19 protein-coding genes are annotated in these 22280 nt (G+C 70.1%); 3 read left to right on the top strand and 16 right to left on the bottom strand.

What is annotated here, in order from left to right; translation table 11 throughout:
• Positions 1-5: 5 nt before the first annotated feature.
• Complete coding sequence (gene rsmA / locus MRBLWH11_RS11635) at positions 6-875, bottom strand: 16S rRNA (adenine(1518)-N(6)/adenine(1519)-N(6))-dimethyltransferase RsmA (protein ID WP_341944991.1); 870 nt, start codon at positions 873-875, stop codon at positions 6-8.
• Positions 876-911: 36 nt separating this feature from the next.
• Here rsmA and MRBLWH11_RS11630 point away from each other — a divergent pair, with 36 nt between their 5' ends.
• Entirely contained in the window at positions 912-2198 is a 1287-nt protein-coding gene (locus MRBLWH11_RS11630) for an MFS transporter (protein WP_341944990.1), read from the top strand.
• Here the strand turns inward: MRBLWH11_RS11630 and MRBLWH11_RS11625 are convergent.
• The 11 genes from MRBLWH11_RS11625 to rsmI form a co-directional block, all read right to left on the bottom strand.
• Positions 2180-3076 carry a TatD family hydrolase gene (locus MRBLWH11_RS11625; RefSeq protein ID WP_341944989.1) on the bottom strand — a complete coding sequence of 299 codons (897 nt, stop codon included), beginning with the start codon at positions 3074-3076 and terminating at the stop codon, positions 2180-2182. The two genes, MRBLWH11_RS11630 and MRBLWH11_RS11625, sit on opposite strands and share 19 nt — an antisense overlap.
• A gap of 3 nt (positions 3077-3079) precedes the next feature.
• Entirely contained in the window at positions 3080-4657 is a 1578-nt protein-coding gene (gene metG, locus MRBLWH11_RS11620; protein ID WP_341944988.1) for a methionine--tRNA ligase, read from the bottom strand.
• Between the two features lie 40 nt (positions 4658-4697).
• A complete protein-coding gene (locus tag MRBLWH11_RS11615) occupies positions 4698-6239 on the bottom strand; it encodes a molybdopterin-dependent oxidoreductase (protein ID WP_341944987.1) in 1542 nt (513 codons plus the stop codon).
• Between the two features lie 28 nt (positions 6240-6267).
• Complete coding sequence (locus MRBLWH11_RS11610; RefSeq protein WP_341944986.1) at positions 6268-7437, bottom strand: family 1 glycosylhydrolase; 1170 nt, start codon at positions 7435-7437, stop codon at positions 6268-6270.
• Between the two features lie 40 nt (positions 7438-7477).
• Positions 7478-9205, bottom strand: a complete 1728-nt coding sequence (locus MRBLWH11_RS11605) for an ABC transporter ATP-binding protein (RefSeq protein WP_341944985.1) — start codon at positions 9203-9205, stop codon at positions 7478-7480.
• The gene (locus tag MRBLWH11_RS11600; RefSeq protein ID WP_341944984.1) at positions 9202-10116 is read right to left on the bottom strand and encodes an ABC transporter permease; all 915 of its coding nucleotides are present in this window, start codon (positions 10114-10116) and stop codon (positions 9202-9204) included. The genes MRBLWH11_RS11605 and MRBLWH11_RS11600 overlap by 4 nt, the downstream gene beginning before the upstream one ends.
• Positions 10113-11093 (bottom strand): ABC transporter permease, encoded by a 981-nt coding sequence (locus MRBLWH11_RS11595; RefSeq protein ID WP_116637028.1) that lies wholly within the window; start codon positions 11091-11093, stop codon positions 10113-10115. Before MRBLWH11_RS11595 ends, MRBLWH11_RS11600 begins: the two co-directional genes overlap by 4 nt.
• The gene (locus tag MRBLWH11_RS11590; protein WP_341944983.1) at positions 11090-12784 is read right to left on the bottom strand and encodes an ABC transporter substrate-binding protein; all 1695 of its coding nucleotides are present in this window, start codon (positions 12782-12784) and stop codon (positions 11090-11092) included. The genes MRBLWH11_RS11595 and MRBLWH11_RS11590 overlap by 4 nt, the downstream gene beginning before the upstream one ends.
• An 84-nt stretch (positions 12785-12868) precedes the next feature.
• Positions 12869-13975, bottom strand: a complete 1107-nt coding sequence (locus tag MRBLWH11_RS11585) for a LacI family DNA-binding transcriptional regulator (protein ID WP_341944982.1) — start codon at positions 13973-13975, stop codon at positions 12869-12871.
• Between the two features lie 19 nt (positions 13976-13994).
• Positions 13995-14636 carry a class I SAM-dependent methyltransferase gene (locus tag MRBLWH11_RS11580; RefSeq protein WP_341944981.1) on the bottom strand — a complete coding sequence of 214 codons (642 nt, stop codon included), beginning with the start codon at positions 14634-14636 and terminating at the stop codon, positions 13995-13997.
• The gene (rsmI, locus tag MRBLWH11_RS11575; RefSeq protein WP_341944980.1) at positions 14633-15454 is read right to left on the bottom strand and encodes a 16S rRNA (cytidine(1402)-2'-O)-methyltransferase; all 822 of its coding nucleotides are present in this window, start codon (positions 15452-15454) and stop codon (positions 14633-14635) included. The genes MRBLWH11_RS11580 and rsmI overlap by 4 nt, the downstream gene beginning before the upstream one ends.
• 35 nt (positions 15455-15489) lie before the next feature.
• Between rsmI and MRBLWH11_RS11570 the strand changes: the two genes are divergently transcribed.
• A complete protein-coding gene (locus MRBLWH11_RS11570) occupies positions 15490-17043 on the top strand; it encodes a phospholipid carrier-dependent glycosyltransferase (RefSeq protein WP_341944979.1) in 1554 nt (517 codons plus the stop codon).
• A gap of 14 nt (positions 17044-17057) precedes the next feature.
• On the opposite strand, the gene MRBLWH11_RS11565 is transcribed toward MRBLWH11_RS11570, so the two are convergent.
• Genes MRBLWH11_RS11565 through MRBLWH11_RS11555 form a run of 3 tightly spaced genes read right to left on the bottom strand, consistent with a single transcriptional unit; the run spans position 17058 to position 20050 of the window.
• Positions 17058-17540: an Lrp/AsnC family transcriptional regulator gene (locus MRBLWH11_RS11565; protein WP_341944978.1), complete on the bottom strand. Its 483-nt coding sequence runs from the start codon at positions 17538-17540 to the stop codon at positions 17058-17060.
• Positions 17541-17543: 3 nt separating this feature from the next.
• Entirely contained in the window at positions 17544-18962 is a 1419-nt protein-coding gene (locus MRBLWH11_RS11560) for an amino acid permease (protein ID WP_116637021.1), read from the bottom strand.
• A complete protein-coding gene (locus MRBLWH11_RS11555) occupies positions 18959-20050 on the bottom strand; it encodes a histidinol-phosphate transaminase (protein WP_341944977.1) in 1092 nt (363 codons plus the stop codon). Before MRBLWH11_RS11555 ends, MRBLWH11_RS11560 begins: the two co-directional genes overlap by 4 nt.
• Positions 20051-20258: 208 nt before the next feature.
• Here MRBLWH11_RS11555 and MRBLWH11_RS11550 point away from each other — a divergent pair, with 208 nt between their 5' ends.
• Positions 20259-20477, top strand: coding sequence for a hypothetical protein (locus MRBLWH11_RS11550; protein WP_341944976.1), 219 nt, complete (start codon positions 20259-20261; stop codon positions 20475-20477).
• Between the two features lie 3 nt (positions 20478-20480).
• Here the strand turns inward: MRBLWH11_RS11550 and MRBLWH11_RS11545 are convergent, their stop codons facing one another.
• The gene (locus tag MRBLWH11_RS11545) at positions 20481-22280 is read right to left on the bottom strand and encodes a DUF255 domain-containing protein (RefSeq protein ID WP_341944975.1); all 1800 of its coding nucleotides are present in this window, start codon (positions 22278-22280) and stop codon (positions 20481-20483) included.

Raw genomic sequence — 22280 nt, 5'->3', positions numbered from 1 at the left:
CCAGATTAGTCCCTGACGGCCGCCTCGTTCATCGACGCCGCGTGCTGCGCGATGCGCTGATAGTCGTCGACCGTGAGGTCCTCCCCGCGTGCCGTCGGCGCGACGCCGGCGGCGATCAGGACCTCGGATGCCGCGGCGGAGCTGCCGAGCACGCCGGAGAGCGCCTGCCGGAGCATCTTGCGGCGCTGGTTGAAGGCGGCATCCACGATCTGGAAGGTGCGACGACGCTCGTCCTCGGTGCCGCGCTCGCCCTCGGATCGGTCGAATCCCACGAGCAGGCTGTCGACGTTCGGCACGGGCCAGAACACCTGGCGCGACACGGTCCCGGAGAGCTTCCAGTCGCCGTACCAGGCGGCCTTGACGCTCGGCGAGCCGTAGATCTTCGAGCCGGGCTTGGCCGCCAGCCGCTCGGCGACCTCGGCCTGCACCATGACGACGCCGCGCTTCAGGTAGTCGAAGTGCTCGAGGAAGTGCAGGAGCACCGGCACAGAGACGTTGTACGGCAGGTTGGCGACGAGCACGGTGGGTTCACCGGGCAGCTCGGTGATGCGGAGGGCGTCGGCGTCGACCACCGTGAGCCGGTCCGGCTCGACGCCGTGCTCGGCGGCCGTCTGGGCCAGTCGGGCCGCCAGGCGGTGATCGATCTCGACCGCGGTCACGGATGCCCCGGTCTCGAGGATCGCGAGGGTGAGGGAGCCGAGTCCGGGCCCGACCTCGACCACCCGCTCCCCCGGCTGGACGCGAGCGGCCTGCACGATCTTGCGCACCGTGTTGGCATCGACGACGAAGTTCTGTCCGAGCTTCTTCGTCGGGGTCACGTCGAGCTCGGCGGCGAGGCGGCGGATCTCGGTGGCGCCGAGCAGCGTGATGGTCATCCGTCCATTGTCCCCCACCCTCAGTAGTCTTTCGGGATGCCCTCCCTCGGCGAACTCATCGCGCCCCGCCGCATGGGCCGTGATTTCCGCTGGCTGCTCGCCTCCTCCTGGACGAGCAACGTCGGAGACGGCGTCGCGCTCGCGGCCGCGCCCCTGCTGATCGCGTCGATGACCTCGTCGCCGATCCTGGTGGCCGCCGGCGCCATTCTGCAGTTCCTGCCCTGGCTGCTCTTCGGTCTGCACGCGGGCGCCGTCGCCGACCGGTTCGATCGCCGTCGCCTGGTGATGTTCGCCAACGGCGCCCGCGCCGTCGTGCTCGCCGGCCTCTGCGTGTTCCTCGTCACCGGCACCGCGAACATCTGGATCGTCCTCGCGGTCGCGTTCCTCTACGGCACGGCCGAGGTCTTCGTCGACACGGCGGGCAGCACCCTGCTGCCGATGCTCGTGGAGCCGGGCGATCTCGGGCTGGGGAACGCACGGCTGCAGGCCGGGTACCTGGTCGCGAACCAGTTCGCCGGGCCGCCGCTCGGCGCGTTCCTCTTCGCCGCGGGGACGGCCTGGCCGTTCCTCGTCGAAGTGGTGTGCGTGAGCTTCGCGGTCGTGCTGATCTCGCGCATGGCCAGGACGCCGGTGCCGCCGCGCGACCCTTCGACAGGCTCAGGGACCCAGTCGACAGGCTCAGGGACCCAGGAGCGAACGCACCCTCCCGTGCACACCGACATCGCCGAGGGCCTGCGCTGGCTGTGGCGCAACCCTCCCGTTCGCATGCTGGTGCTGATCATCCTCGTGTTCAACGTCACGTGGGCGGCCCCCTGGGGCGTGCTGGTGCTCTACGCGACCGAGCACCTGCACATGGGAGCCGTCGGGTTCGGCGCGCTCACGACGGCGTCCGCGGTCGGTGGACTGCTCGCCACCGCATGCTTCGGGTGGCTGGAGCGGCACGTGTCGTTCGCGACGCTGATGCGCGTGGTGCTCTCGCTCGAGGTGCTCATGCATCTCTCCTTCGCGCTCACGACCACCGGATGGGTCGCCCTGGTCATCATGTTCTTCTTCGGCGCCTACGCCTTCGTCTGGGGCACGATCTCGACCACCGTGCGCCAGCGGCTCGTCCCGGCGGAGCTCCAGGGCCGAGTGGCTTCCGTGAACATGGTCGGCGTCTTCGGCGGCATGGTGATCGGGCAGGCCCTCGGCGGCACGATCGCTCAGATCTGGGGCCTCACGGCACCGTGGTGGTTCGCGTTCGCGGGCGCGGCGCTCACCCTGCTGTTCGTCTGGAAGCCGATCTCGCAGATCGTCTCGGCGACTCAGCCGAACGAGCCGTAGACGCGGAGCGTGTTCTCGGCGAGCTGTCGGGAGAGCTCGTCGACGTCGATCCCGAGCTCTGCGGCCATGAAGCGCACGGTGATCGGCACGAGGTACGGGGCGTTCGGGCGACCGCGCAGCGGCACCGGCGTGAGGAACGGTGCGTCCGTCTCGACGAGGATCCGGTCGAGCGGGGTCACCTTCAGCGCGTCGCGCAGGTTCTGGGCGTTCTTGAACGTGACGTTGCCGGCGAACGACAGGTGGTACCCGGCATCCGCGCAGATCCGCGCCATCGCGTCATCGCCGGAGAAGCAGTGGAAGACCGTCCGCTCGGGGGCGCCGACGCGGCCCAGCGTCTCGAGCACCGCGTCGTGCGCATCGCGGTCGTGGATCTGCATCGCGATGCCGTGCTTCTTCGCCAGCGCGATGTGCGCTTCGAACGACGCGTGCTGCGGCGCGCGGCGCTCCGGCTCCGTGCGGAAGAAGTCGAGACCCGTCTCGCCGATCGCGCGCGTACGCGGGTGCGCGGCGAGCTCGTCGATCACCGCGATCGCCTCATCGAGACGACCTTCCTCGGCGTAGGTCGGCGCGTCGTTCGGATGGATGGCCACGGCTGCCAGCACGCGACGATCGGATGCCGCCGCCTCGACGGCCCAGCGCGACGACTCGATGTCGCCCGAAGCCTGCACGACGCCCGCGATGCCGACGGCCTGGGCGCGGTCGAGCTGCTCGGTGAGCGACAGCCCGTGGTTCTCTGAGCCTGTCGACGGGTCGCCGTCGAGGATCTCGAGGTGCGCGTGGTTGTCATACACGGGCACGGCGAGCGGCTCGGGAGCGGCCGGATACTTCAGATCCTTGCGGCCGTCTCCCGAGCGCTCGCGGACGTACGTGTCAGCCATGCGTCAGGCCGTGGACTCCACCCGCGGGAACAGCGGTGCGAGCCCGTTGACGCTCGTGCCGGGGCGCAGGGCGCCCCAGGTGCCGGCCTCGCGGATCGGCTGATCCTGCAGGCGTCCGAGCGTCGCGCCGGCGCCGAGCGCATGCCAGAGCTTCTCGGTGGACTGCGGCATCACCGGCGACAGCAGCACGGCGAGCGCACGCAGCCCCTCGGCGCAGGTGTAGAGCACCGTGCCGAGACGCGCGCGCTGATCCTCATCGCGCGCCAGAGCCCACGGCTCGTTCTCGGTGATGTACCCGTTCAGGGCGTCGACGATGGTCCAGATCGACGAGATCGCCTCGTCGATGCGGAACTGCGTGACGGCGGCATCCGCCTTCGACGCGGCATCCGCGACGATCTTCTGGATCGCGAGGTCCTGCTCGGTGTACTCGGCCGCGGGCGGCACGATCCCATCGAAGTACTTCTCGATCATCGCCGTGGTGCGCGAGGCGAGGTTGCCGAAGCCGTTCGCGAGCTCGGACTGGTAGCGCGCCGACAGGTCCTCCCACGAGAACGACCCGTCCTGACCGAAGGCGATCGCCGACAGGAAGTAGTAGCGGTAGGCGTCGGAGCCGAAGACGTCGGTGATCTCGGTCGGCGCGATGCCGGTGAGCTTCGACTTCGACATCTTCTCGCCGCCGACGAGCAGCCAGCCGTGCGCGAAGACACCCTTCGGCACCTCGAGGCCTGCGGCCATCAGCAGCGCCGGCCAGATCACGGCGTGGAAGCGCAGGATGTCCTTGCCGACCACGTGGTACGCGGGCCAGCGACGCTCGAACGTCTCCTCGTCCGAGCCGTAGCCGACCGCGGTGGCGTAGTTCAGGAGCGCGTCGACCCACACGTAGATGACATGCGACTCGTCCCACGGCAGCGGGATGCCCCAGTCGAAGGTCGAGCGCGAGATCGACAGGTCCTTCAGTCCCTGGCTGACGAAGGAGACGACCTCGTTGCGCGCCGAATCGGGGCGCACGAAGTCGGGCTGGGTGCGGTACAGCTCGAGGAGCTTGTCCTGGAACTCGCTCAGCTTGAAGAAGTAGTTCTTCTCCTGCAGCAGCTCGAGCGGCTTCGAGTGGATCGCGCAGACCTTGAGACCTTCGAAGGGTCCGGTGCCGTCGACGATCTCGGACTCGGGCTTGAACTCCTCGCAGCCCACGCAGTACAGCGCCTCGTACTCGCCGGCGTAGATGTAGCCGCGGTCGTACAGGCGCTGGAAGAACGTCTGCACGTTCGTCTCGTGGCGCTCCTGCGTGGTGCGGATGAAGTCGTCGTTGGCGACGTCGAGAGTCGTCAGCAGCGGGAACCAGCTCTCGCTGACGAGCTTGTCGACCCACTCCTGCGGCGTGACGTTGTTGGCGGCAGCGGCCCGCAGCATCTTCTGGCCGTGCTCGTCGGTGCCCGTCAGCATCCAGGTGTCATCGCCCGCCTGGCGGTGCCACCGCGCGAGGGTGTCGACGGCCACCGTCGTGTACCCGTGACCGATGTGCGGCACGTCGGAGGGGTAGTAGATGGGCGTGGTGATGTAGAACGATTCGCCTGCGGGCATGGGGTCAATTCTAGGTGGGATCAGGGGTCGAGTTACGCGCTCAGGCCACCGTCACGTCGACCCGGTGCCAACCCTGTGCGCCGTCGGGCGCCGGAGCCGCCGGCTGGTCGGTCTGGGTCTCCCCGTCGTCGCTGATCGCACGGCACTCGATCGCGTGCCGACCGCTCTCAGCGGTCCACGGCAGACGCCACTGCACCCAGGTGTCGGCCGAGATAGCTTCGGCGAGTTCGGCACGCTGCCACTCGCCGTCATCGATGCGGACCTCGACGCCCGCGACGCCGACGTGCTGCTGCCAGGCCATGCCAGCGATGACGGTCTCGCCCGACTCGACGCTGCCTCCGCGGGGCACGTCGATGCGCGACTGCAGCTTGATGGGCCCGCGCTCCGACCAGCCGCGCGTGGTCCAGTACGCGGTGGCCCGATCGAAGCGCGTGACCTCGAGCTGCGTGACCCACTTCGTCGCCGACACGTAGCCGTAGAGGCCGGGGACGACCATGCGGACGGGGAAGCCGTGCTCGATCGGCAGCGGCTCGCCGTTCATCCCGATCGCGAGCAGGGCGTCGCGGTCATCCGTGAGCGCCTCCAGCGGCGTCGACGCGGTGAACCCGTCCGACGACGTGGAGAGCACCATGTCGGCATCCGACGAGACTCCCGCGCGGGCGAGCAGTTCACGGACCGGATGGCCGAGCCAGCGCGCATTGCCGATCAGCGATCCGCCGACCTCGTTCGAGACGCACGCGAGCGTGACGTCCGCCTCCTGCATCGGCAGGCTCAGCAGCTCGCCCCAGGTGATCACCACCTCACGGTCGACCATGCCGTGGATGCGCAACGACCAGTCGGCAGGGTCGATCCGCGGCACGATCAGGGCGGTGTCGATGCGGTAGAACTCCGCGTTCGGAGTCACGAGAGGCGCGAGCCCGGGGATGTCGAGCTCGGCACCCGCGGGAACGGAGCCCAGCGGCCGCGCCGCCGAGGGCAGCCGAAGCGCCTCGCGGACCGCTTCGATCGATCGGGTGGCGCCGCGCGCGACGTTGCCGGCGATGAGCGTCACGATGCCCACGGCGGCGACCCCCGCGGTCCAGACGAGGAACCGCCGGCGGTCCTCGCCGTCCGGCCCGAGCCCCGCGATCGGCCGCAGCCGGCCGATGAGCGTGCGCACCGCGATCACCGCCACGACGCCGGCGACCAGTCCGGGAGCCCAGGCGAACGGTCCGGCGCCGGGACGGGTCATCGCGACCACGAGCGCGAGCGCGCCGAGTCCGCCCAGGACCACCGCGCCGAGGCCCGATCGTCGCAGCTCCAGCATCCCGGCACCGGCGGCGACGACGGCGAGCACCAGGGCGATGCCCGTGATGAGCGCGATCTTGTCTCCGGTGCCGAACAGCGCGATGGCCGTGTCCTTCGCCCAGGCCGGGGCGAGGTCGATCAACCCGCCTCCGATCACGGCGAACGGGCTGGCGGCGGGTTCGACGATCGCCGCGACCAGTTCCGCGACGCCGACGCCGATGACCGCGGCACTCAGCCCGGCCGCCGCCGACCGCAGGCGGTCGCCGGCGCGCGTCTCGCGCATCGCATGCGTCATGACCCGAGCGTAACCCCGGGCGCGAGCGTCAGAGGCCGTTCCGGCGCGCGACCTCTCCGAGCCAGGCCAGCGACGGCTTCGGCGAGCGCGCGAACGTCTCGTGATCGAAGCCGATCAGCCCGAACGTCGGCGCGAACCCGCTCGCCCACTCGTAGTTGTCGAGGGCGCTCCAGTGCTGGTACGCCCGCACGTCGATGCCGTCGGAGATCGCGCGGTGCAGGCCCTCCAGCGCCCCCTGCGTGTAGGCGATGCGCCGGGGGTCGTCGGCCGTGGCGATGCCGTTCTCCGTGACGAGCACGGGAACTCCGCCGCTGCGCTCCCACGCGCTGCGCACACCCAGCTCGAGCGCCTCGGGGAAGAACTCCCAGCCGGTGAGCGTGGTCTCGACGTCGTCGGCGACCGGTCGCGGGCCCTCCGGACCGATGAAGGTGCGCGTGTAGGCCTGCACCCCGACGAAGTCGTCGCCGGCCGACTGGTCGAGGTACCAGTGGTCGCGCGGGTCTCCGTAGGTGGCGACCATCTCGTCGGCACCCGGCTCACCCGTGGAGTGGAAGGCCTGCGTCGCGATGGTCCATCCTGCCTGTACGCCCGAGACGGAGTGCAGGATCTCGGATGCCCGGTGGTGCGCATCGAGCAGGGTGTCGGCGACCGCGAGGTCGGGGTTCGGGAGCCCGAACGCCACGAGGTTCGCGGCATCCTCTCCCCCGGCGAGCATCGCGGCGATGTTCGGCTCGTTGATCGTGCAGACGTATCTCACACCGTCGAGGATCGGCAGCACGGTCTCGACGTAGCGCGAGAACAGGTCGACCGCGTCATCCGCCCGCCAGAACCCGTCCTTCTGGAACCACTGCGGCACCGTGAAGTGCATCAGCGTGACCGTGGGATCGAGCCCGTTCTCCCGCGCCGTGTCGATCATGCGGCGGTAGTGGTCGAGCATCGCGCGCGACACGAAGCCGCGCTCCGGCTCGATGCGCGCCCACTCCACCGAGAACCGGTAGGAGTTCAGTCCGGCATCCGCCAGCAGACGCATGTCCTCCGGATACCGGTGGAAGTGGTCGGCCGCATCGCCCGAGGGCTCCACCATGGGAGACCCGGGCGCATGCTCCATGGCCCACCAATTGCTGGTCGTGTTGTTCCCCTCCACCTGATGGGCCGCGGTCGCAGCTCCCCAGAGAAAGCCGTCAGGGAATGTGAGCACGAGTGCTCCTTTCGGTCGTACGTTCGCGATCGCGCGGGGATCAGCGCGCCGCGCGGGCAGGATTGGGCACGGCGTCCAGCAGCTGGACCGTGTACGGATCCTCCGGGTGCTGCAGCACCTCGCTCGTCTCGCCGCGTTCGACGACACGTCCGCTGTTCAGCACCAGGATGTTCTCGGTCACGAGGCGGGCGCTGAGCAGATCGTGCGTGATGTAGAGCATGCTGATGCCCCACCGCTCTCGCAGATCCTCGAGGAGCGCCAGCACGCCGGCACGGAGGGAGACGTCGAGCATCGACACGGGCTCGTCGGCGATCAGCACCTGGGGGTCGCTCGCGAGCGCCCGGGCGATCACGACACGCTGACGCTGCCCACCGGAGAGCTGGTGCGGCAGCTTCGCCGCGAACTGCTCCACTGGCGTGAGGCCCACGGTCTCCAGCAGCTCCAGGACGCGCGCCCTGGCCTCCTGTCCCCGGAGCTTCGTGTAGTTCATGACCGGCCGCGTCAGGGCGTACTCGACCGTGTGCAGCGGGTTGAGCGCCGCATACGGGTCCTGGAACACCATCTGCACGTCCTTGCGGAGGTCGCGGAGCCCTCGCCGCTTGAGCGAGGCGACATCCGTGTCGCCGAAGCGCACCGAGCCGGAGGTCGGCTTCTCGACGCCCGTGATCAGCTTCGCGATGGTCGACTTGCCCGATCCGGATGCTCCGACGAGGGCCAACGCCTCGCCGGGTTCGAGCCGGAACGAGACGTCGTCCACGGCGGTGACGGCCTCCTGACCGCGGCGCGGCGCCGGGTAGCGCTTCGACACGCCCTCCACGACGATTGCCGCATCGGCGCGCCGGGAGTCGCGCTCCGACACGGTCGGCACGGTCTCGGTGACATCGGTGCGGGAGCGGCCTTCACGACGCCGGGTCCCGAGGTCGACGAAGCCCGGGATGGAGATGGTCTTCGCACGCGGATCGGCGTAGTGGCTCAGCAGCATCCGGGTGTACTCGTCGCTCGGGTCCTCGAGGATCTTCCGGCTCGGCGCATCCTCGACGATCCTCCCCTCGTGCATGACCATCACGCGATCGGTGGCCTCGAGCACGATGCCGAGATCGTGGCTGATGAGGATGGCGGTGAAGTGCTCGGCGTGCTGCAGCTCCTTGATCGTGTCCATCACGGCGTGCTGCACGAGCACGTCGAGCGCGGTCGTCGGCTCGTCGAACACCATGAGCTGGGGTTCGAGCGACAGCGCGAGCGCGATCGACGCGCGCTGCCGCATGCCGCCGGAGAGCTCGCCCGGGTAGCGCTTCAGCACCTCGGCGTCGAGACCGACTTTGCCGATGAGCTCCCTGGCACGCGCATCGCGGTCCTCGCGCGGCACGTGTCCGTGGGCGGCGAAGATGTCCTGGAAGTGCGCGCCGACGGAGCGCACCGGGTTGAGCGCGTTCATGCCGGACTGCAGCACCATGGCGAAGCCGCCCTGACGCTGCTGCCGCAGCTCCTCGGTGTCGAGCTCGCGGATGTCGCGGCCTCCGAACAGGATGCGTCCGCCGCTGATGCGGGCGGGCGGCTTCTGCAGGCGGGTCAGTGCGAAGCCGAGCGTCGACTTGCCCGACCCCGACTCGCCGACCAGGCCGACGAACTCGCCGCGCCGCAGCGAGAAGGACACGTCGTGCACGGCCGCGACCGGCGCGGTGCCGGGCGAGGCGTACTCGACCGACAGGTTCTGCACGTCGAGCAGGATCTCGTCCTGCTCGGCGGGCGTCTGTGCGGAGACGGTCATCGTCCCTTCCCCTCTCGCAGGCGCGGGTTGGATATGCCGTCCACGCCGAAGTTGATGAGTGTGAGGCTCAGCGCCAGCAGGGCGATGCAGAGACCGGGGGCGAACAGCAGCAGCCACTGACCGGTGAGCAGCGAGTTGGAGTTCTGCGCCCAGTAGAGCATGGTGCCCCAGCTGACGATGCTGGAGTCGCCGAGTCCGAGGAACTCGAGGCCCGCCTCGGCGAGGATCGCGGCCGTCGCCGCTCCGAAGAGCGTGCCGGCGATGATCGACGTCATGTTCGGCAGGATCTCCCGGAAGATGATGCGCGCCCTGCTGTCTCCGGAGAACTGCGCCGAGGTGACGAAGTCGTTCCCGCGGAGGGACTGCGTCTGGCTGCGGAGCACACGCGCGCCCCACGCCCACCCGGTGACCACGATCACGGCGATGATCATGAGGATGCCGCCGTTCTGCAGATACGCGGCGATCACGATCATCAGCGGCAGGCCGGGGATGACGAGGAAGAGGTTGACGATGAAGCCGACCACGTCGCCGCCGAAGCCGCGCATGTACCCCCAGGTCAGTCCGATGAGGATGGCGACGATCGTCGAGAGGACGCCGGCGGCGAAACCGACGAGGATGCTGATCTGCGAGCCGTAGATGAGCTGGCTGAGCACGTCCTCCCCCGCCGCGGTCGTGCCGAGCCAGTGCGCCGCCGAGGCGTCGGCGTTGCGGTCGAAGTCGTTGTCCTTCGGCCCGTAGGGCGCCAGCACCGGGGCGAAGATCGCCACCAGCACGAAGACGGCGAGGATGCAGAGCCCCAGGCGCGCCTTGCCGTTGGACCAGAGGGTGCCGACCATCCGTCCGAAGGCCCGCCAGGGGCTCGGAGCGGCGATGCGGTCGGCCGGGATCTTGACGTTCATCGTGGAGGTCATCGGCGGGTCCTCGGGTCGAGTACCCCGTAGAGGATGTCTACGAGGAAGTTGGCGATGAGCACGCTCACGGTGATCATCAGGAAGAGCGCCTGCATGAGCGGGTAGTCCTGCCCGATCACGGCGTTGAAGAGCAGGTATCCGATGCCGGGGTACCCGAAGACCTGCTCCACGAGGATCGACCCGCCGACCACCCCGCCGAGCGTGAGCCCGAAGCCGGTGAGGTTGGGGAGGATCGCGTTGCGGGCCGCATAGCGCAGAGCGATCGTGCGACCGCGCAGACCGTTCGCCTCGGCGAAGGTGATGTAGTCCTCGCCGAGCGTGTTGATCATGGCGTTGCGCATGCCGATGATCCAGCCGCCGAGCGAGGTGAGCAGGATCGTGAGCGCCGGCAGGATCGCGTGCAGCAGCAGATCGCCGATGAACTCGGGGGTGAAGCCGGGAGTCGTCGTCGCGGAGTATGCGCCCGTCGTCGGGAACCAGTGCAGCACGTAGCCGAAGAAGAACAGCAGCAGCAGCGCCGTCCAGAAGTAGGGGAACGTGCTGAGGAACGATCCGGTGAGCGTCGGCAGGCTGTCGAGCCAGGTGCCCCGGCGCCAGGCCGCGGCGACACCGATGAGTGTGCCGATCACGAACGCCAGGATCGTGACGATCCCGACCAGCCCGATCGTGTACGGCAGGGCGGTCGACACCATGCTCGACACGGACTGCGGATAGAACGTGTACGAGACGCCGAAGTCGAGACGCGCCACCTGGCCGAGATAGGCCACGTACTGATCCCACATCGAGCCGGTCGGCACGCCGAGCTGCGCCTCGATCGCCGCGCGCGTGGCGTCGGAGACCGGGCCGTTCTGCGACAGCTTCGCGATCGCCGCGTCCGCGGGCGACCCGGGCATGAGACGCGGGAGGAAGAAGTTCAGGGTGATCGCGGCCCACAGGGTGAGCACGAACAGGCCGAGCTTCTGGAAGACGTACTTCACTGGCCCTCCTCCTTGACTCGCTCGAGCCGCGTGAAGATCATCAGCGGCGCGTTGTCGTAGTTCTGCGGGATCATGTACGGGTCCTCCGCGGTGGGCCAGCCCGTGAACTTGGCGTCGCTGAACAGCCCCCAGATGCCGCCGTAGTAGAGGCCGATGACCGGCATCTGGTCGTAGACGATGCCCTGCAGCTCGTACACGATCTCCGCCTGTCGGGCGGTGTCGACGGTGCCGCGGTACTCCGCGAGCAGCGCGTCGGCCTCCTCCGAGCGGAATCGCTCGAAGTTGTTCGCGGTGGCCTCGCCGGACGGCACGTAGAACTCGCTGGAGAGCAGGTTGTTGTAGGCCTGGTAGACGTCTCCGCCGCCCATGCCGCCGATCGCCATCTCGAAGTCGCCGTTGCTGATCGCGCTCTGGTAGCCGGCCGGCTGCGGGAGCTTGAGACTGACCTTCACGCCGACCTCGGCGAGCTGGCGCTGCACGGTCTGCGCGGCCCTGGTCCAGTCGGAGTAGCCGTTCGCGGTGGTGATCGCGAACTCGAGCTGCTCGCCGTCCTCGCCGACCAGGCGATCGCCCTCGAGCGTGTACCCCGCCTCGGCGAAGGCTGCGAGCGCGGCATCCGCGTCCTGCGTGAGCATCCCCTGGTCGGGGATCTCGGGATCGAGGTACTCCTCCTGGTTCGGCAGGATGAGTCCGGTCTGCCCCGCGGGTTCCATGTAGCCCTCGGATGCCGTCTCGGCGATCTCCTCACGATCGAGGGAGAGGGCGATGCCGCGACGCACGTTCACGTCGTCGAACGGGGCGACCTCGAGGTTCGGCAGGAGCGCGATCACGCCGCCCGGCGGGAACCACCAGGTGTTGTCCGGACTCGCCGCGCCCCACGTGCCCTCGACATCGGAGATGAACGAGTACGACCAGTCGTAGCCGCGGCTGACGGTGTCGAGCTGCGAGTTCGTCGCGGGCAGGATGATGTGCTCGATGTCGATCTTGTCGGCCTGCCAGTAGTCGGGGTTCTTGTCCACCGAGTACTGCTGGTCGTTGTAGTTGCCGAGCACGAACGGCCCGGTGCCCACCGGGTCCTCGTTGCGGTACGTGCCGGGATCCTTGACGTCCTCCCAGAGGTGCTCCGGGACGATCATGGTCTGGCCGAGGATCGTCAGCGCCGGGGCGTCGTCGCCCTGCAGGTGGAGGGTGACGGTGTCGCCGTCGGTCTCGACGGTTTCGAGGTGCTGCCAGGCCCCCTTGATGTCGAGCGAGGGATTGTCCTTGAGCATCTGGAAGGTGAAGGCGACGTCGTCGGCGGTGAACTTCTCGCCGTCGCTCCAGGTCACGTCATCGCGGAGCGTCATCACGATGGTGCGGGCATCTGGCTGCTCCCATTCGGTCGCGAGCCAGGGGTTCAGCGAGCCGTCGAGGTTGTTCATCAGGATCAGCGGCTCGTAGATCCACCGCGAGGCGGTGCGCGTGTTGGTGAGGTAGGGATTGAAGTTCTGGGTGAAGAACGGATTGCCCTTGTCGGCGTTGATCAGCATCGTGTCCGCACCGATCGAGGGATCGGGCTGCGACGTGATCTGGATGCTGCATCCGCTCAGCACGACCGCTGCGCCGGCGAGCGCGACGACAGCCGCTCTCCGCCAGCGTCGGAACATGTGCGTGCCCGACACTCTGTCCGTCTTCGACAACTTTGTCACCATGGGTCGATTGTAAGCGCATACATTTTGCGACGGCAACCCCTTGACATCGATCGCGGACCGTGTGTCCGGCCCTGCGATGCGTGGTCAGGACGCGCGCAGCGAGCTCTCCCGCACGACGATCTCGAGGGGCAGGCGCACCGCGACCGGGTCCGCATCGGGGCGCACCAGTCGTCGGGCGAGCACCTGCACCGCCGCTCGCCCGAGCTCGATCATCGGCTGGCGGACCGTCGTCAGGCGCGGACGCGACAGCGCTGCCGCCTCGATGCCGTCGAAACCCGTCACGATCAGGTCTTCCGGCACCTCGATGCCGGCCGAGCCGAAGGCGTCCAGCGCGCCGAGCGCCATCTGATCGTTGGCCGCCATCAACGCGGTCGGCAGGCCGTGCGCGATCAGCCGCTCCGCCGCACGACGGCCCGAGGCGCGCGTGAAGTCGCCGCGCAGCACGACCACATCGTCGATGCGGAGCCCGGCCTCGGCGATGGCGCGGGAGAACCCCTCCCAGCGCTCGGCGCCGTCCGGGGAATCCTCGGGTCCGGCCAGGAACACCGGCGGCGTGTCGCCGGTCTGCGCGAGCACCTGGCGGGTCAGTTCCGCCATCGCCTCGGCGTTGCTCACGGTCACGTGATCGTAGCTGTCGCCGCGGGACGGTCCCGAGAGCACCACGACCGGGATGCGACGGGCCAGCCGCGCGAGCACGTCATCCGGGACACTGCGCGCCAGCACCACGAGGCCGTCGACGCGGCCGGCCATGTCCCGCACGGTCGACCGGTCGGGGTCGTCGCGTCCGACGCCGACCATCAGCACGAACCCCTGTTTCCACGCCTCCAGCTCGGCGCCGCGGAGCACCTCGTCGAGGAAGAGCATCGAGGGATGCTCGCCCTCGGCATCCGTCTCGTCCTGGACGATCGTGAACGGCGGCGTCGCCCCCTCGATGTTCGAGAGCACGTCGAACGCGGGCGCTTCTTCGGCGGCGTCGAACCCCGGGAAGTAGAGGCCGAGCACCCCCGTGCGCCGCTCGGCGAGGCCGCGCGCGCTGCCGCTGGGCACGTATCCCAGCGCGGACACGGCATCGAGCACCCGCTCGCGTGTGACCGGTCGCACCGCATCCGGTGAGCGCAGCACCCGCGAGACCGTGGCGATCGAGACGCCCGCACGGTCCGCGACGTCGTACACCGTCGCCGCCTTGGTCACGATCGCCCCTCCGTCGCCGTCATCCTGCCCAGGGTACCCGGCGGGCGATCAGGGCTCCGTGGGGGCGCACGCTCATCTCTCCGGGTTCGCGCTCACGCTGCTCGGCGAAGGCCACCTCGAACCCGGCATCCGCCAGCAGGGCGTCGAGAGCATCCGCCGACCAGAAGTACGCCGTGGCGACGGCATGCGCGAAGGGCCGGCGCGGCTCTCCGGCGAAGAAACCGAGGAGCAGACTGCCGCCCGGCGCGAGCACGCGGGCGAACTCTCCGAGCACGTCCGGCACGTCGGCGGGCGGGAGGTGGATCAGCGAGTACCAGGCGAGGATGCCGCCGACGGAGCCGTCGGAGAACGGGAGCGCACGGAACGACGCCCGATCGAAGCAGAGGTCGGGAAAGCGCGAGCGAGCGGACGCGATGAACTCGGCGGAGATGTCGAGGCCCGAGACCTCGCGACGGTCGCTGCCGCCGTCGCCCAGGAAGGCGGTCCAGTGCCCCGGCCCGCAACCGGCGTCGAGCAGACGGCCCGGAGTCGCGTCCCGCCACCGCGCGATCGCGTCACGATCGCGCGGATCCATCTGATCGACGGCGCCACCCAGCCTCAGATACTCCTCGGCCCGCACGTCATAGGCGGCTGCGATCGCCGCATCCGCGGGCGAACTCATCGCGTGCGGGCCGCCAGAGCGGCCTGGTACAGATCGCGGGACGAGAGTCCGGTGAGCGCGGCGACCTCGGAGGCGGCGTCCTTGAGACGGATGCCGTCGGCCACGAGCTTCTGCACCTGGGCGAGGGCGTCCTCCGGCGAGGCGTCTCGGCGCGACGCGCCCTCGACGACCACGACGATCTCGCCCTTCACGCCCTCCTGCGCCCACGCGACGAGCTCGGATGCCGTGCCCCGGCGCACCTCCTCGTAGAACTTCGTGAGCTCGCGGCACACGGCGATGCGCCGCTCATCGCCGAATGCTGCGCCCATGTCGGCGAGCGCACTCGCGAGGCGGGCCGGCGACTCGAAGAACACCATGGTGCGCGCCTCTGCGGCGAGCGCGCGCAGCACGGAGCGCCGCTCCCCCGGCTTGCGCGGGAGGAATCCCTCGAAGGTGAAGCGGTCTGTGGGAAGACCAGAGATCGCGAGGGCCATCAGCACGGCGCTCGGCCCGGGGATCGCGGTCACCGTGACCCCCTGCGCGACGGCCTCGGCCACCAGCCCGTAGCCGGGATCGCTGACCGTCGGCATGCCGGCGTCGCTCATCACGACGACATCGGACTCCGCGGCGAGCGCGGTGATCTCCGCCGCCTTCTGCTTCTCGTTGTGGTCGTGCAGCGCGATCAGCCGCGGCCGGTTGTCGATCTGCAACGCCTTCAGCAGCTTCTGGGTGGTGCGCGTGTCCTCGGCCACGATCGTCTCCGCGTTCTCGAGCACCTCCACCAGGCGACGGGACACGTCGCCGAGGTTTCCGATCGGCGTGGCAGCGAGGATGATCACCCGCTCAGCATAGGCGCGTTGTCTAGGCTGGACCGGTGACCGCGCCCGTGCCTCTGCTGCCTGCTCCCGAGGACCGGCTGACGCGTTACGGACAGCTGCGCGATCGCGTGCTGCAGAGCCCGGACTGGGGACGGGCCGTCCGCTGGCTCGCCCCGCTGCTCGTCACTGCGGTGGCGGCCGTGCTGCGCCTGGTGAACCTCGGCCACCCGCATCAGCTCGCATTCGACGAGACCTACTACGTCAAGGACGCCTGGTCCCTGTGGACCCTCGGCTACGAGGGCGTCTGGGGCGAGAACGCGAACGAGGCCTTCATCACGCTGCAGGAGCTGCCGCTCTCCGACAAGGGCGCCTTCGTCGTGCATCCGCCGCTGGGCAAGTGGCTGATCGCCCTCGGGATGGCGCTGGGCGGACCGGACAACAGCGCGGGCTGGCGACTCGCGACCGCACTGCTCGGCACCGCCTCGGTCCTCCTCGTCTACCTCATCGCCCGTCGACTCTCGGGCTCCGTGGTGGTCGCCACGGCCGCGGGGACCCTGCTCGCGATCGACGGGCTGAGCATCGTCCTCAGCCGCATCGCGCTCCTCGACGGCATCCTCACGTTCTTCCTCCTGCTCGGGGCGCTGTTCTTGCTCATCGATCGACAGCGGACGATCCCGCTGCTCGAACGACGGGACTCCGACGCGCCGGCCCCGTTCTGGGGACCGGTGCTGTGGCGCCGCCCCTGGCTCGTCGCCGCCGGAGCCGCGCTGGGCGCGGCATCCGCGGTGAAATGGTCGGGACTCTACGCACTGGCGGCCTTCGGTCTGTACGTCGTCGTGACGGATGCGCTGGCGCGCCGACGTGCCGGCGTGGTGCTCTGGCCGACGTCCGCCGCCTTCCGCCAGGGCCCCGTGTCGTTCGTCCTGGTGGTGCTCCCCGCATTCGCGGTGTACCTCGTCAGCTGGACCGGATGGCTCGTGACGGCCGGCGGCTACGACAGGGAGAGCGACGCGAATCCCCTGCTCGCGCTCTGGAACTACCACCAGACGATCCTCGGCTTCCACGTCGGGCTGACCAAGGGGCACCCGTACGCTAGCCCCGCCTGGGAGTGGCCCTTCCTGCTGCGGCCGACGGCGGTGTGGGTCGGGTCGGATCCGGGGCCGTGCGGGGTGGACCACTGCATCGCCGTGATCTCGTCGATCCCCAACCCGCTCATCTGGTACGGCGGGGTCGCGGCGTCCGTCTACCTCGTCTATCGACTGGTGCGCGGCTGGATCACGCGCCGACCGGTCGGCGCCGAGGTCGGGCTGCCTCTCGTCGGCCTCGCGGCGACCTACCTGCCGTGGCTGATGTTCCCCGAGCGCACGATCTTCCAGTTCTACACGGTCGTGATGATGCCGTTCCTCGTGATCGCGCTGGCGCTCACGCTGCGGACCATCGCCGGACGACGGCAGGATCCGCTGCACCGGCGCCAGTCCGGCGAGCGGACGGTCCTGATCTGCCTCGCGTTCATCGTGCTGGTCTCGGCGTTCTTCTACCCGGTCTGGACCGGCATGAGCGTGCCGTACGACTTCTGGCTGCTGCACAACTGGCTGCCCGGCTGGGTCTGACCCCGGCGGCTCGGCTATGCCGGCTCATCCGTCGCGACGTGCTCCACCAACGGCAGCACGCGCCCGGACAGGTGCGTGCGCATCGCGATCGACGATGCCGTCCGCGCGACGCCGGGCACCAGGGCGACCCGGTCGAGCACCTCCTGCAGCTGCGTCGCATCCCGCGCGACCAGACGCAGCTGCATGTCGCTCGCCCCGGTGACCGTGTGCATGTCGACGATCTCCGGCACCGCGTCGGCCAGTGCCGCCGCGACGTCGTCGTGCCCGACCTTCTGATCGATCTCGACGAGGCAGAAGGCCACCACCCCGTAGCCGAAGCCGCTCGGGTCGATGCGGGGCACGATCGCCTCGATCACGCCGCCCTCGTGCAGCCGCGCGAGGCGACTGGTCGCGGTGCCCCGGGCGATCCCGAGTCGCCGTGCGCACTCGAGGATCGGCAGCTGCGGCGACTCGGTGAGCATCCGGATGAGCGCGGCATCGAGGCGATCGATGCGCATCGGCTAGTCCTTCCTGACGCCGGGGCGCGCGACGCTCCGGGTCGCGCGAGCCACCAGCAGGAGCACGCCGGTGAGCCCGAGGGTGAGCAGCAGCTGCACGCGAGCCCCCGGGTCGAACATCGCGAGCACGATGACAGCGGCCAGCAGCAGCAGGCAGAGCACGGAGAGCCACGGGAAGCCCCACATGCGCATCGGCATCGTCTCCCCCGCGGCGTCGGCACGCCGCCGCAGGATGATCTGCGCGACGGCCGTCGCCGTCCAGATGACGAGGAGGGTCGAGCCGACCACGTTGAGCAGAGCGGGGAGGACGACGTCGGGGAACGCCCAGTTGAGTCCGACCGTCACGAAGCCGAAGGCGACGGATGCCAGGACCGCCACGAAGGGAACGCCCTTGAGGCTGGTGCGGGTCGCGGCCAGCGGTGCGAGCCCGCGCTCTCCCAGCGAATACGCCATGCGGGACGCCCCGTAGATGTTCGCGTTCATGGCGGAGAGGAGCGCGATCACGACGATGAGGTCCATCACGAGGCCGACGCCCGGCACGTTCAGCGTCGCGAGAACGGCCGAGAAGGGCCCCTCGGTCACCGCCGGGTCGTTCCAGGGCAGGACCGCGACGATCACGAAGATCGAGCCGACGTAGAAGACGAGGATGCGCACGAGCACCTCCCGCACGATCCGCCGGATGTTGCGCGAAGGATCGTCCGACTCGGCCGCGGCGATGGCGACGACCTCGGTGCCGCCGAAGGCGAAGACGACGATGAGCAGCGCGGCGGCGATCCCGGTCAGCCCGTTCGGGGCGAAGCCGCCGTTGTCCACGAGGTTGGCGATGCCGGTCGCGGGGACACCCGGGATGAGGCCGACGATCGCGCACGCCCCGACGACGAGGAAGGCGATGATGGCCACGACCTTGATCGCCGCGAACCAGAACTCGAAGCGTCCGTAGTTGCGGACGCCGAACAGATTGACGGCGGTGAGCGCCACGACGAACACGAGGACCCAGACCCAGGCCGGGATGCCGGGGATCCAGTTCGCGACGATCCCCGCGGCACCGGTCGCCTCGGCCGCGATCACGACCACCAGCTGGATCCAGTACAGCCAGCCCACTGCGCTCCCGGCGCTGCGGCCCATCGCCTTCTGCGCGTAGGAGCTGAAGGCTCCCGAGCTCGGACGCGCGGCCACCATCTCGGCGAGCATGGCCATCACGAGCACGACGATGCCGCCGGCGACGAGGTACGAGATCAGCACCGCGGGCCCCGCGAGACCGATCGCCTGACCCGATCCGACGAACAGGCCGGCGCCGATCGCTCCGCCGAGTCCCATCATCGAGATCTGGCGCCGCGTGAGCCCCGGATGCAGGCCCTTGGTGGTCGTCGTCGTGACCGGCGGCTCGGTCAGGGGGTCACGGGTCTCACGGTCAACGGTCATACGGTCGCCTCCTTGCGATCGGTCAGGTCTGATCCCGCGTCGGCCGCGGAGAGCGCGGCCTCCACGCGGTCGATGTCCACGGCGCTGCCGGACGAGATGCGGATGCCCTCCCCGGGGAACGCCCGGGCGATCACCCCGCCGTCGTGGAGCTGCGCCTCGAGCTGCGCGGTGCGCTCCCCCGCGGGCACCCACACGAAGTTGGCCTGCGAGGCGACGGCCGGCCAGCCGGCCTCGGTGAGGATCGCGAGCATCCGATCGCGCTGCGCGACGACCTCGTCGACGCGTCCCGCGAGCTCGTCCTCGGCCGCCAGCGAGGCGCGTGCGGCGGTCTGGGCGAGGTCGGTGACCCCGAACGGCACGGCGACCTTGCGCTGGCTCTCGGCGATCTCGGCCGGGGCGATGGCGTAGCCGATGCGGAGCCCCGCGAGGCCGTACGCCTTCGAGAACGTGTGCAGCACCGCCACGTGCGGGTAGCGGCGGAACAGCCGGATGCCGGCGCCGTAGCTCGCCGTCCTGTCGAAGTGGACGTACGCCTCGTCGATGACGACGAGCACGTCGTGCGGCACGGCTGCGACGAAGCGCTCCAGGGCGTCGACGCCGACGACGGTGCCGGTCGGGTTGTTGGGGTTGCAGACGAAGATGAGACGGGTGCGCGGGGTGATCGCCGCGAGCATCGCGTCGAGGTCGTGCGCGTGCTCGGCGTTCAGCGGCACGGCGATCGGAGTGGCGCCCGCGATCCGCACCAGCGAGGGGTACGCCTCGAACGACCGCCATGCGAACATGACCTCGTCTCCTTCGCCGGCGACGGCGTGGATGAGCTGCGCGGCGATCTCGACGGAGCCGGCTCCGACGGTGACCAGGGCCGGATCCACCTCGTACCGGGCGGCCAGGTCGTCGCGCAGGACGGCGGCGCTCATGTCGGGGTAGCGATTGATCGCATCGAGGCGCTCGCGAACGGCATCGACGACCGATGGCAGCGGCGAGTGCGGCGACTCGTTCGACGAGAGCTTCGACGCCCCGGCCGGAGCCGAGCGCCCCTGACGGTACGCGGGCACGACATCGAGGGCGGCACGGGTGGGGAGGGGCATCGTCAGAGCGTCCTTGCTGATCGGGGATGCGGCGTTCCGGCGGCGGACCGAGTGGTCCTTCCCGCCGTCGCGCAACCCTAGACCGGATCCGATCGGCTGAGCAATCGGTGCACCGGATGCTGGGCATGACGCGCAATCATTCCCCGAACTCCCGCGAGAGCCTATGCAGATTGCACAACCGCTGCAGAGCACCCGCTACGCTCGCGGCATGGGCAGCCCTTCCGGTTTCGAGTTCGCCGTGCGCGGCGACGAGGTCGTCATCCGCCACCACGGGACGACGGCTGCGGTCCTGCGCGGCGCCCGCGCCGAGGAGTTCCTCGTGGACGTCGAGCACGGTGATGCCCAGCTGCTGATGGCTCGCCTGACCGGGAACTACCGCCGGGGCAACGAGCGCACCGCGAGACAGCACCCGCGCAACGCCCGCTGACGCTCAGCGACCCGACGAGATCGCGGCCGGATCCGACACCGGCAACCGGCACACGAACGCGCGGCAGTCGTAGGCGCGCTCCACCGTCGCCGCCTTGCCCTCGAAGAGCTCGAACCCGGCATCCGCGAACGCCGCCGCCTGGGCGGGGGCGACCACGGCGATCACGTCGGCATCGGCCCGCTGCGCGGACCGGGCCAGCGCGCCGCCGGGCTCGTTCGTCACGACCACGATCTGACGAGGGGGTGCGGCGAGCCCCGCCGCCACCCGCAGGAGGCTGCCGTGCGCGAACGGCTGCTCGAGCGCCCGGACCGCGAGGTCCCGCACGGTCCGAGCGGCCGCGTCGCGGTACCGATCCCCCGCGCCCAGTCGCCAGGCGGTCAGTGCCGCGGCCGCGACCGCCGCAGCGTCGGAGGGGAGATCGCCGTCCGTGTGATCCGGCGCCGTCGCGATGCCGTTGTCCGTCAGCAGCGGATCTCGCCCCACGCCCTCCAGCGCGTCGTCGAGGATGCCGCGCGCCGTAACCGCCCAGGACGCCTCCCCGGTCGCTGAGGCGAGGGCGAACAGCCCCTCGGCGAGGAGCCCGAGATCGGCAGCCGTCGCGACCGCGCCCGAGGCTCCCCCGTCGAGCGAGGCGCGCACGAGAGCGCCTCCGGCGCCGCGGTTGACCCGGAGGACGTGAGCGGCGGCGGCCTCGGACGCGCCGATCCACGACGGCTCGCCGAGACGCGCGCCGGCGCGGGCGAGTGCTCCGATCGCGAGACCGTTCCAGCCCGTGATGACCTTGCCGTCGACGGCGGGAGGCGACAGCGCCGCGCGCTCGGGAACCGCACGCAGGTAGTACCCGCCCTCGCTGCGCACGCCGTCGATCCAGGACTCCGAGTCCTGCGCCGCACCGAAGCCGCCGCCCTTGCGGCGGAGCACTCCGAGCAGGAAGGCCGCGATGCCCCGGACCACCTCGTCATCGCCCGCGGCGAGCGCGACATCGAGCAGCTGCGCGTTGTCGGTCAGCATCCGCTCGTAATGCGGCACCGACCAGTCGCGCCGGGTGGCATAGCGGAAGAAGCCGCCGTCGGCGTCGCGCAGCGGGGAGCCGGCCATCGCGGCGAGGGCCCTTCCCACGGCGGCGGCGGCCTCGGGCGCCTGCCGACGCACGAGCGGATCCTGCAGGAACCGGAGCGTCGTGGCGACCGGGAACTTCGGCTCCCCGCCGAACCCGCCGTGCCGGCGATCCTCGCGGGCGGCGACGGATTCGGCCGCGCGGGCGATCGCGGCGTCGTCGGGCAGATCGGCGGGCGAGGATTCGGCGGCGCGCGCCAGCGCCTCGGTCACCGCATCCGCAGACTCCTCAGCCTGCGCACGCCGCAGGGTCCACGCCTCCCGAACGGCCGCGAGCACGTCGCGGAACGCCGGCATCGGCGGGCGGGCATCCGGCGGCCAGTAGGTGCCGGCGTAGAACGCCCGCCCGCGCGGTGTGGCGAACACGGTGAGCGGCCAACCCAGGTTCTGGGTGAAGGCGGATGCCGCGGCCATGTAGGCGCTGTCGACCTCCGGGTGCTCCTCACGGTCGATCTTCACCGACACGAAGCCGTCGTTCATGAGGGCGGCGATCGCGGGATCGGAGAAGGACTCCCTGGCCATCACGTGGCACCAATGGCAGGTCGAGTAGCCGATCGAGATCAGCAGCGGCACATCGCGGCGCCGGGCCTCGACGAAGGCCTCCGCGCCCCAGGGGTACCAGTCGACGGGATTGTCGGCGTGCGCGCGCAGGTACGGACTGAGGGTGTCGGCGAGCCGGTTGGTCAT

Origin of the sequence: Microbacterium sp. LWH11-1.2 (genome assembly GCF_038397745.1) — a bacterium.
GTDB lineage: Bacteria > Actinomycetota > Actinomycetes > Actinomycetales > Microbacteriaceae > Microbacterium.
Note: the sequence above shows the minus strand (reverse complement) of the source record. Positions and strands in the feature narration are given on the sequence as shown.

Coding starts and splice junctions, on each gene's coding strand:
- MRBLWH11_RS11550 (WP_341944976.1), top strand. CDS start 20,259: ATGGGCAGCCCTTCCGGTTTCGAGTTCGCCGTGCGCGGCGACGAGGTC.
- MRBLWH11_RS11565 (WP_341944978.1), bottom strand. CDS start 17,540: ATGCGCATCGATCGCCTCGATGCCGCGCTCATCCGGATGCTCACCGAG.
- MRBLWH11_RS11560 (WP_116637021.1), bottom strand. CDS start 18,962: ATGACCGTTGACCGTGAGACCCGTGACCCCCTGACCGAGCCGCCGGTC.
- metG (WP_341944988.1), bottom strand. CDS start 4,657: ATGCCCGCAGGCGAATCGTTCTACATCACCACGCCCATCTACTACCCC.
- MRBLWH11_RS11625 (WP_341944989.1), bottom strand. CDS start 3,076: ATGGCTGACACGTACGTCCGCGAGCGCTCGGGAGACGGCCGCAAGGAT.
- MRBLWH11_RS11580 (WP_341944981.1), bottom strand. CDS start 14,636: ATGAGTTCGCCCGCGGATGCGGCGATCGCAGCCGCCTATGACGTGCGG.
- MRBLWH11_RS11615 (WP_341944987.1), bottom strand. CDS start 6,239: ATGACGCATGCGATGCGCGAGACGCGCGCCGGCGACCGCCTGCGGTCG.
- rsmA (WP_341944991.1), bottom strand. CDS start 875: ATGACCATCACGCTGCTCGGCGCCACCGAGATCCGCCGCCTCGCCGCC.
- MRBLWH11_RS11545 (WP_341944975.1), bottom strand. CDS start 22,280: ATGACCAACCGGCTCGCCGACACCCTCAGTCCGTACCTGCGCGCGCAC.
- MRBLWH11_RS11605 (WP_341944985.1), bottom strand. CDS start 9,205: ATGACCGTCTCCGCACAGACGCCCGCCGAGCAGGACGAGATCCTGCTC.
- MRBLWH11_RS11600 (WP_341944984.1), bottom strand. CDS start 10,116: ATGACCTCCACGATGAACGTCAAGATCCCGGCCGACCGCATCGCCGCT.
- MRBLWH11_RS11630 (WP_341944990.1), top strand. CDS start 912: ATGCCCTCCCTCGGCGAACTCATCGCGCCCCGCCGCATGGGCCGTGAT.
- MRBLWH11_RS11590 (WP_341944983.1), bottom strand. CDS start 12,784: ATGGTGACAAAGTTGTCGAAGACGGACAGAGTGTCGGGCACGCACATG.
- MRBLWH11_RS11555 (WP_341944977.1), bottom strand. CDS start 20,050: ATGCCCCTCCCCACCCGTGCCGCCCTCGATGTCGTGCCCGCGTACCGT.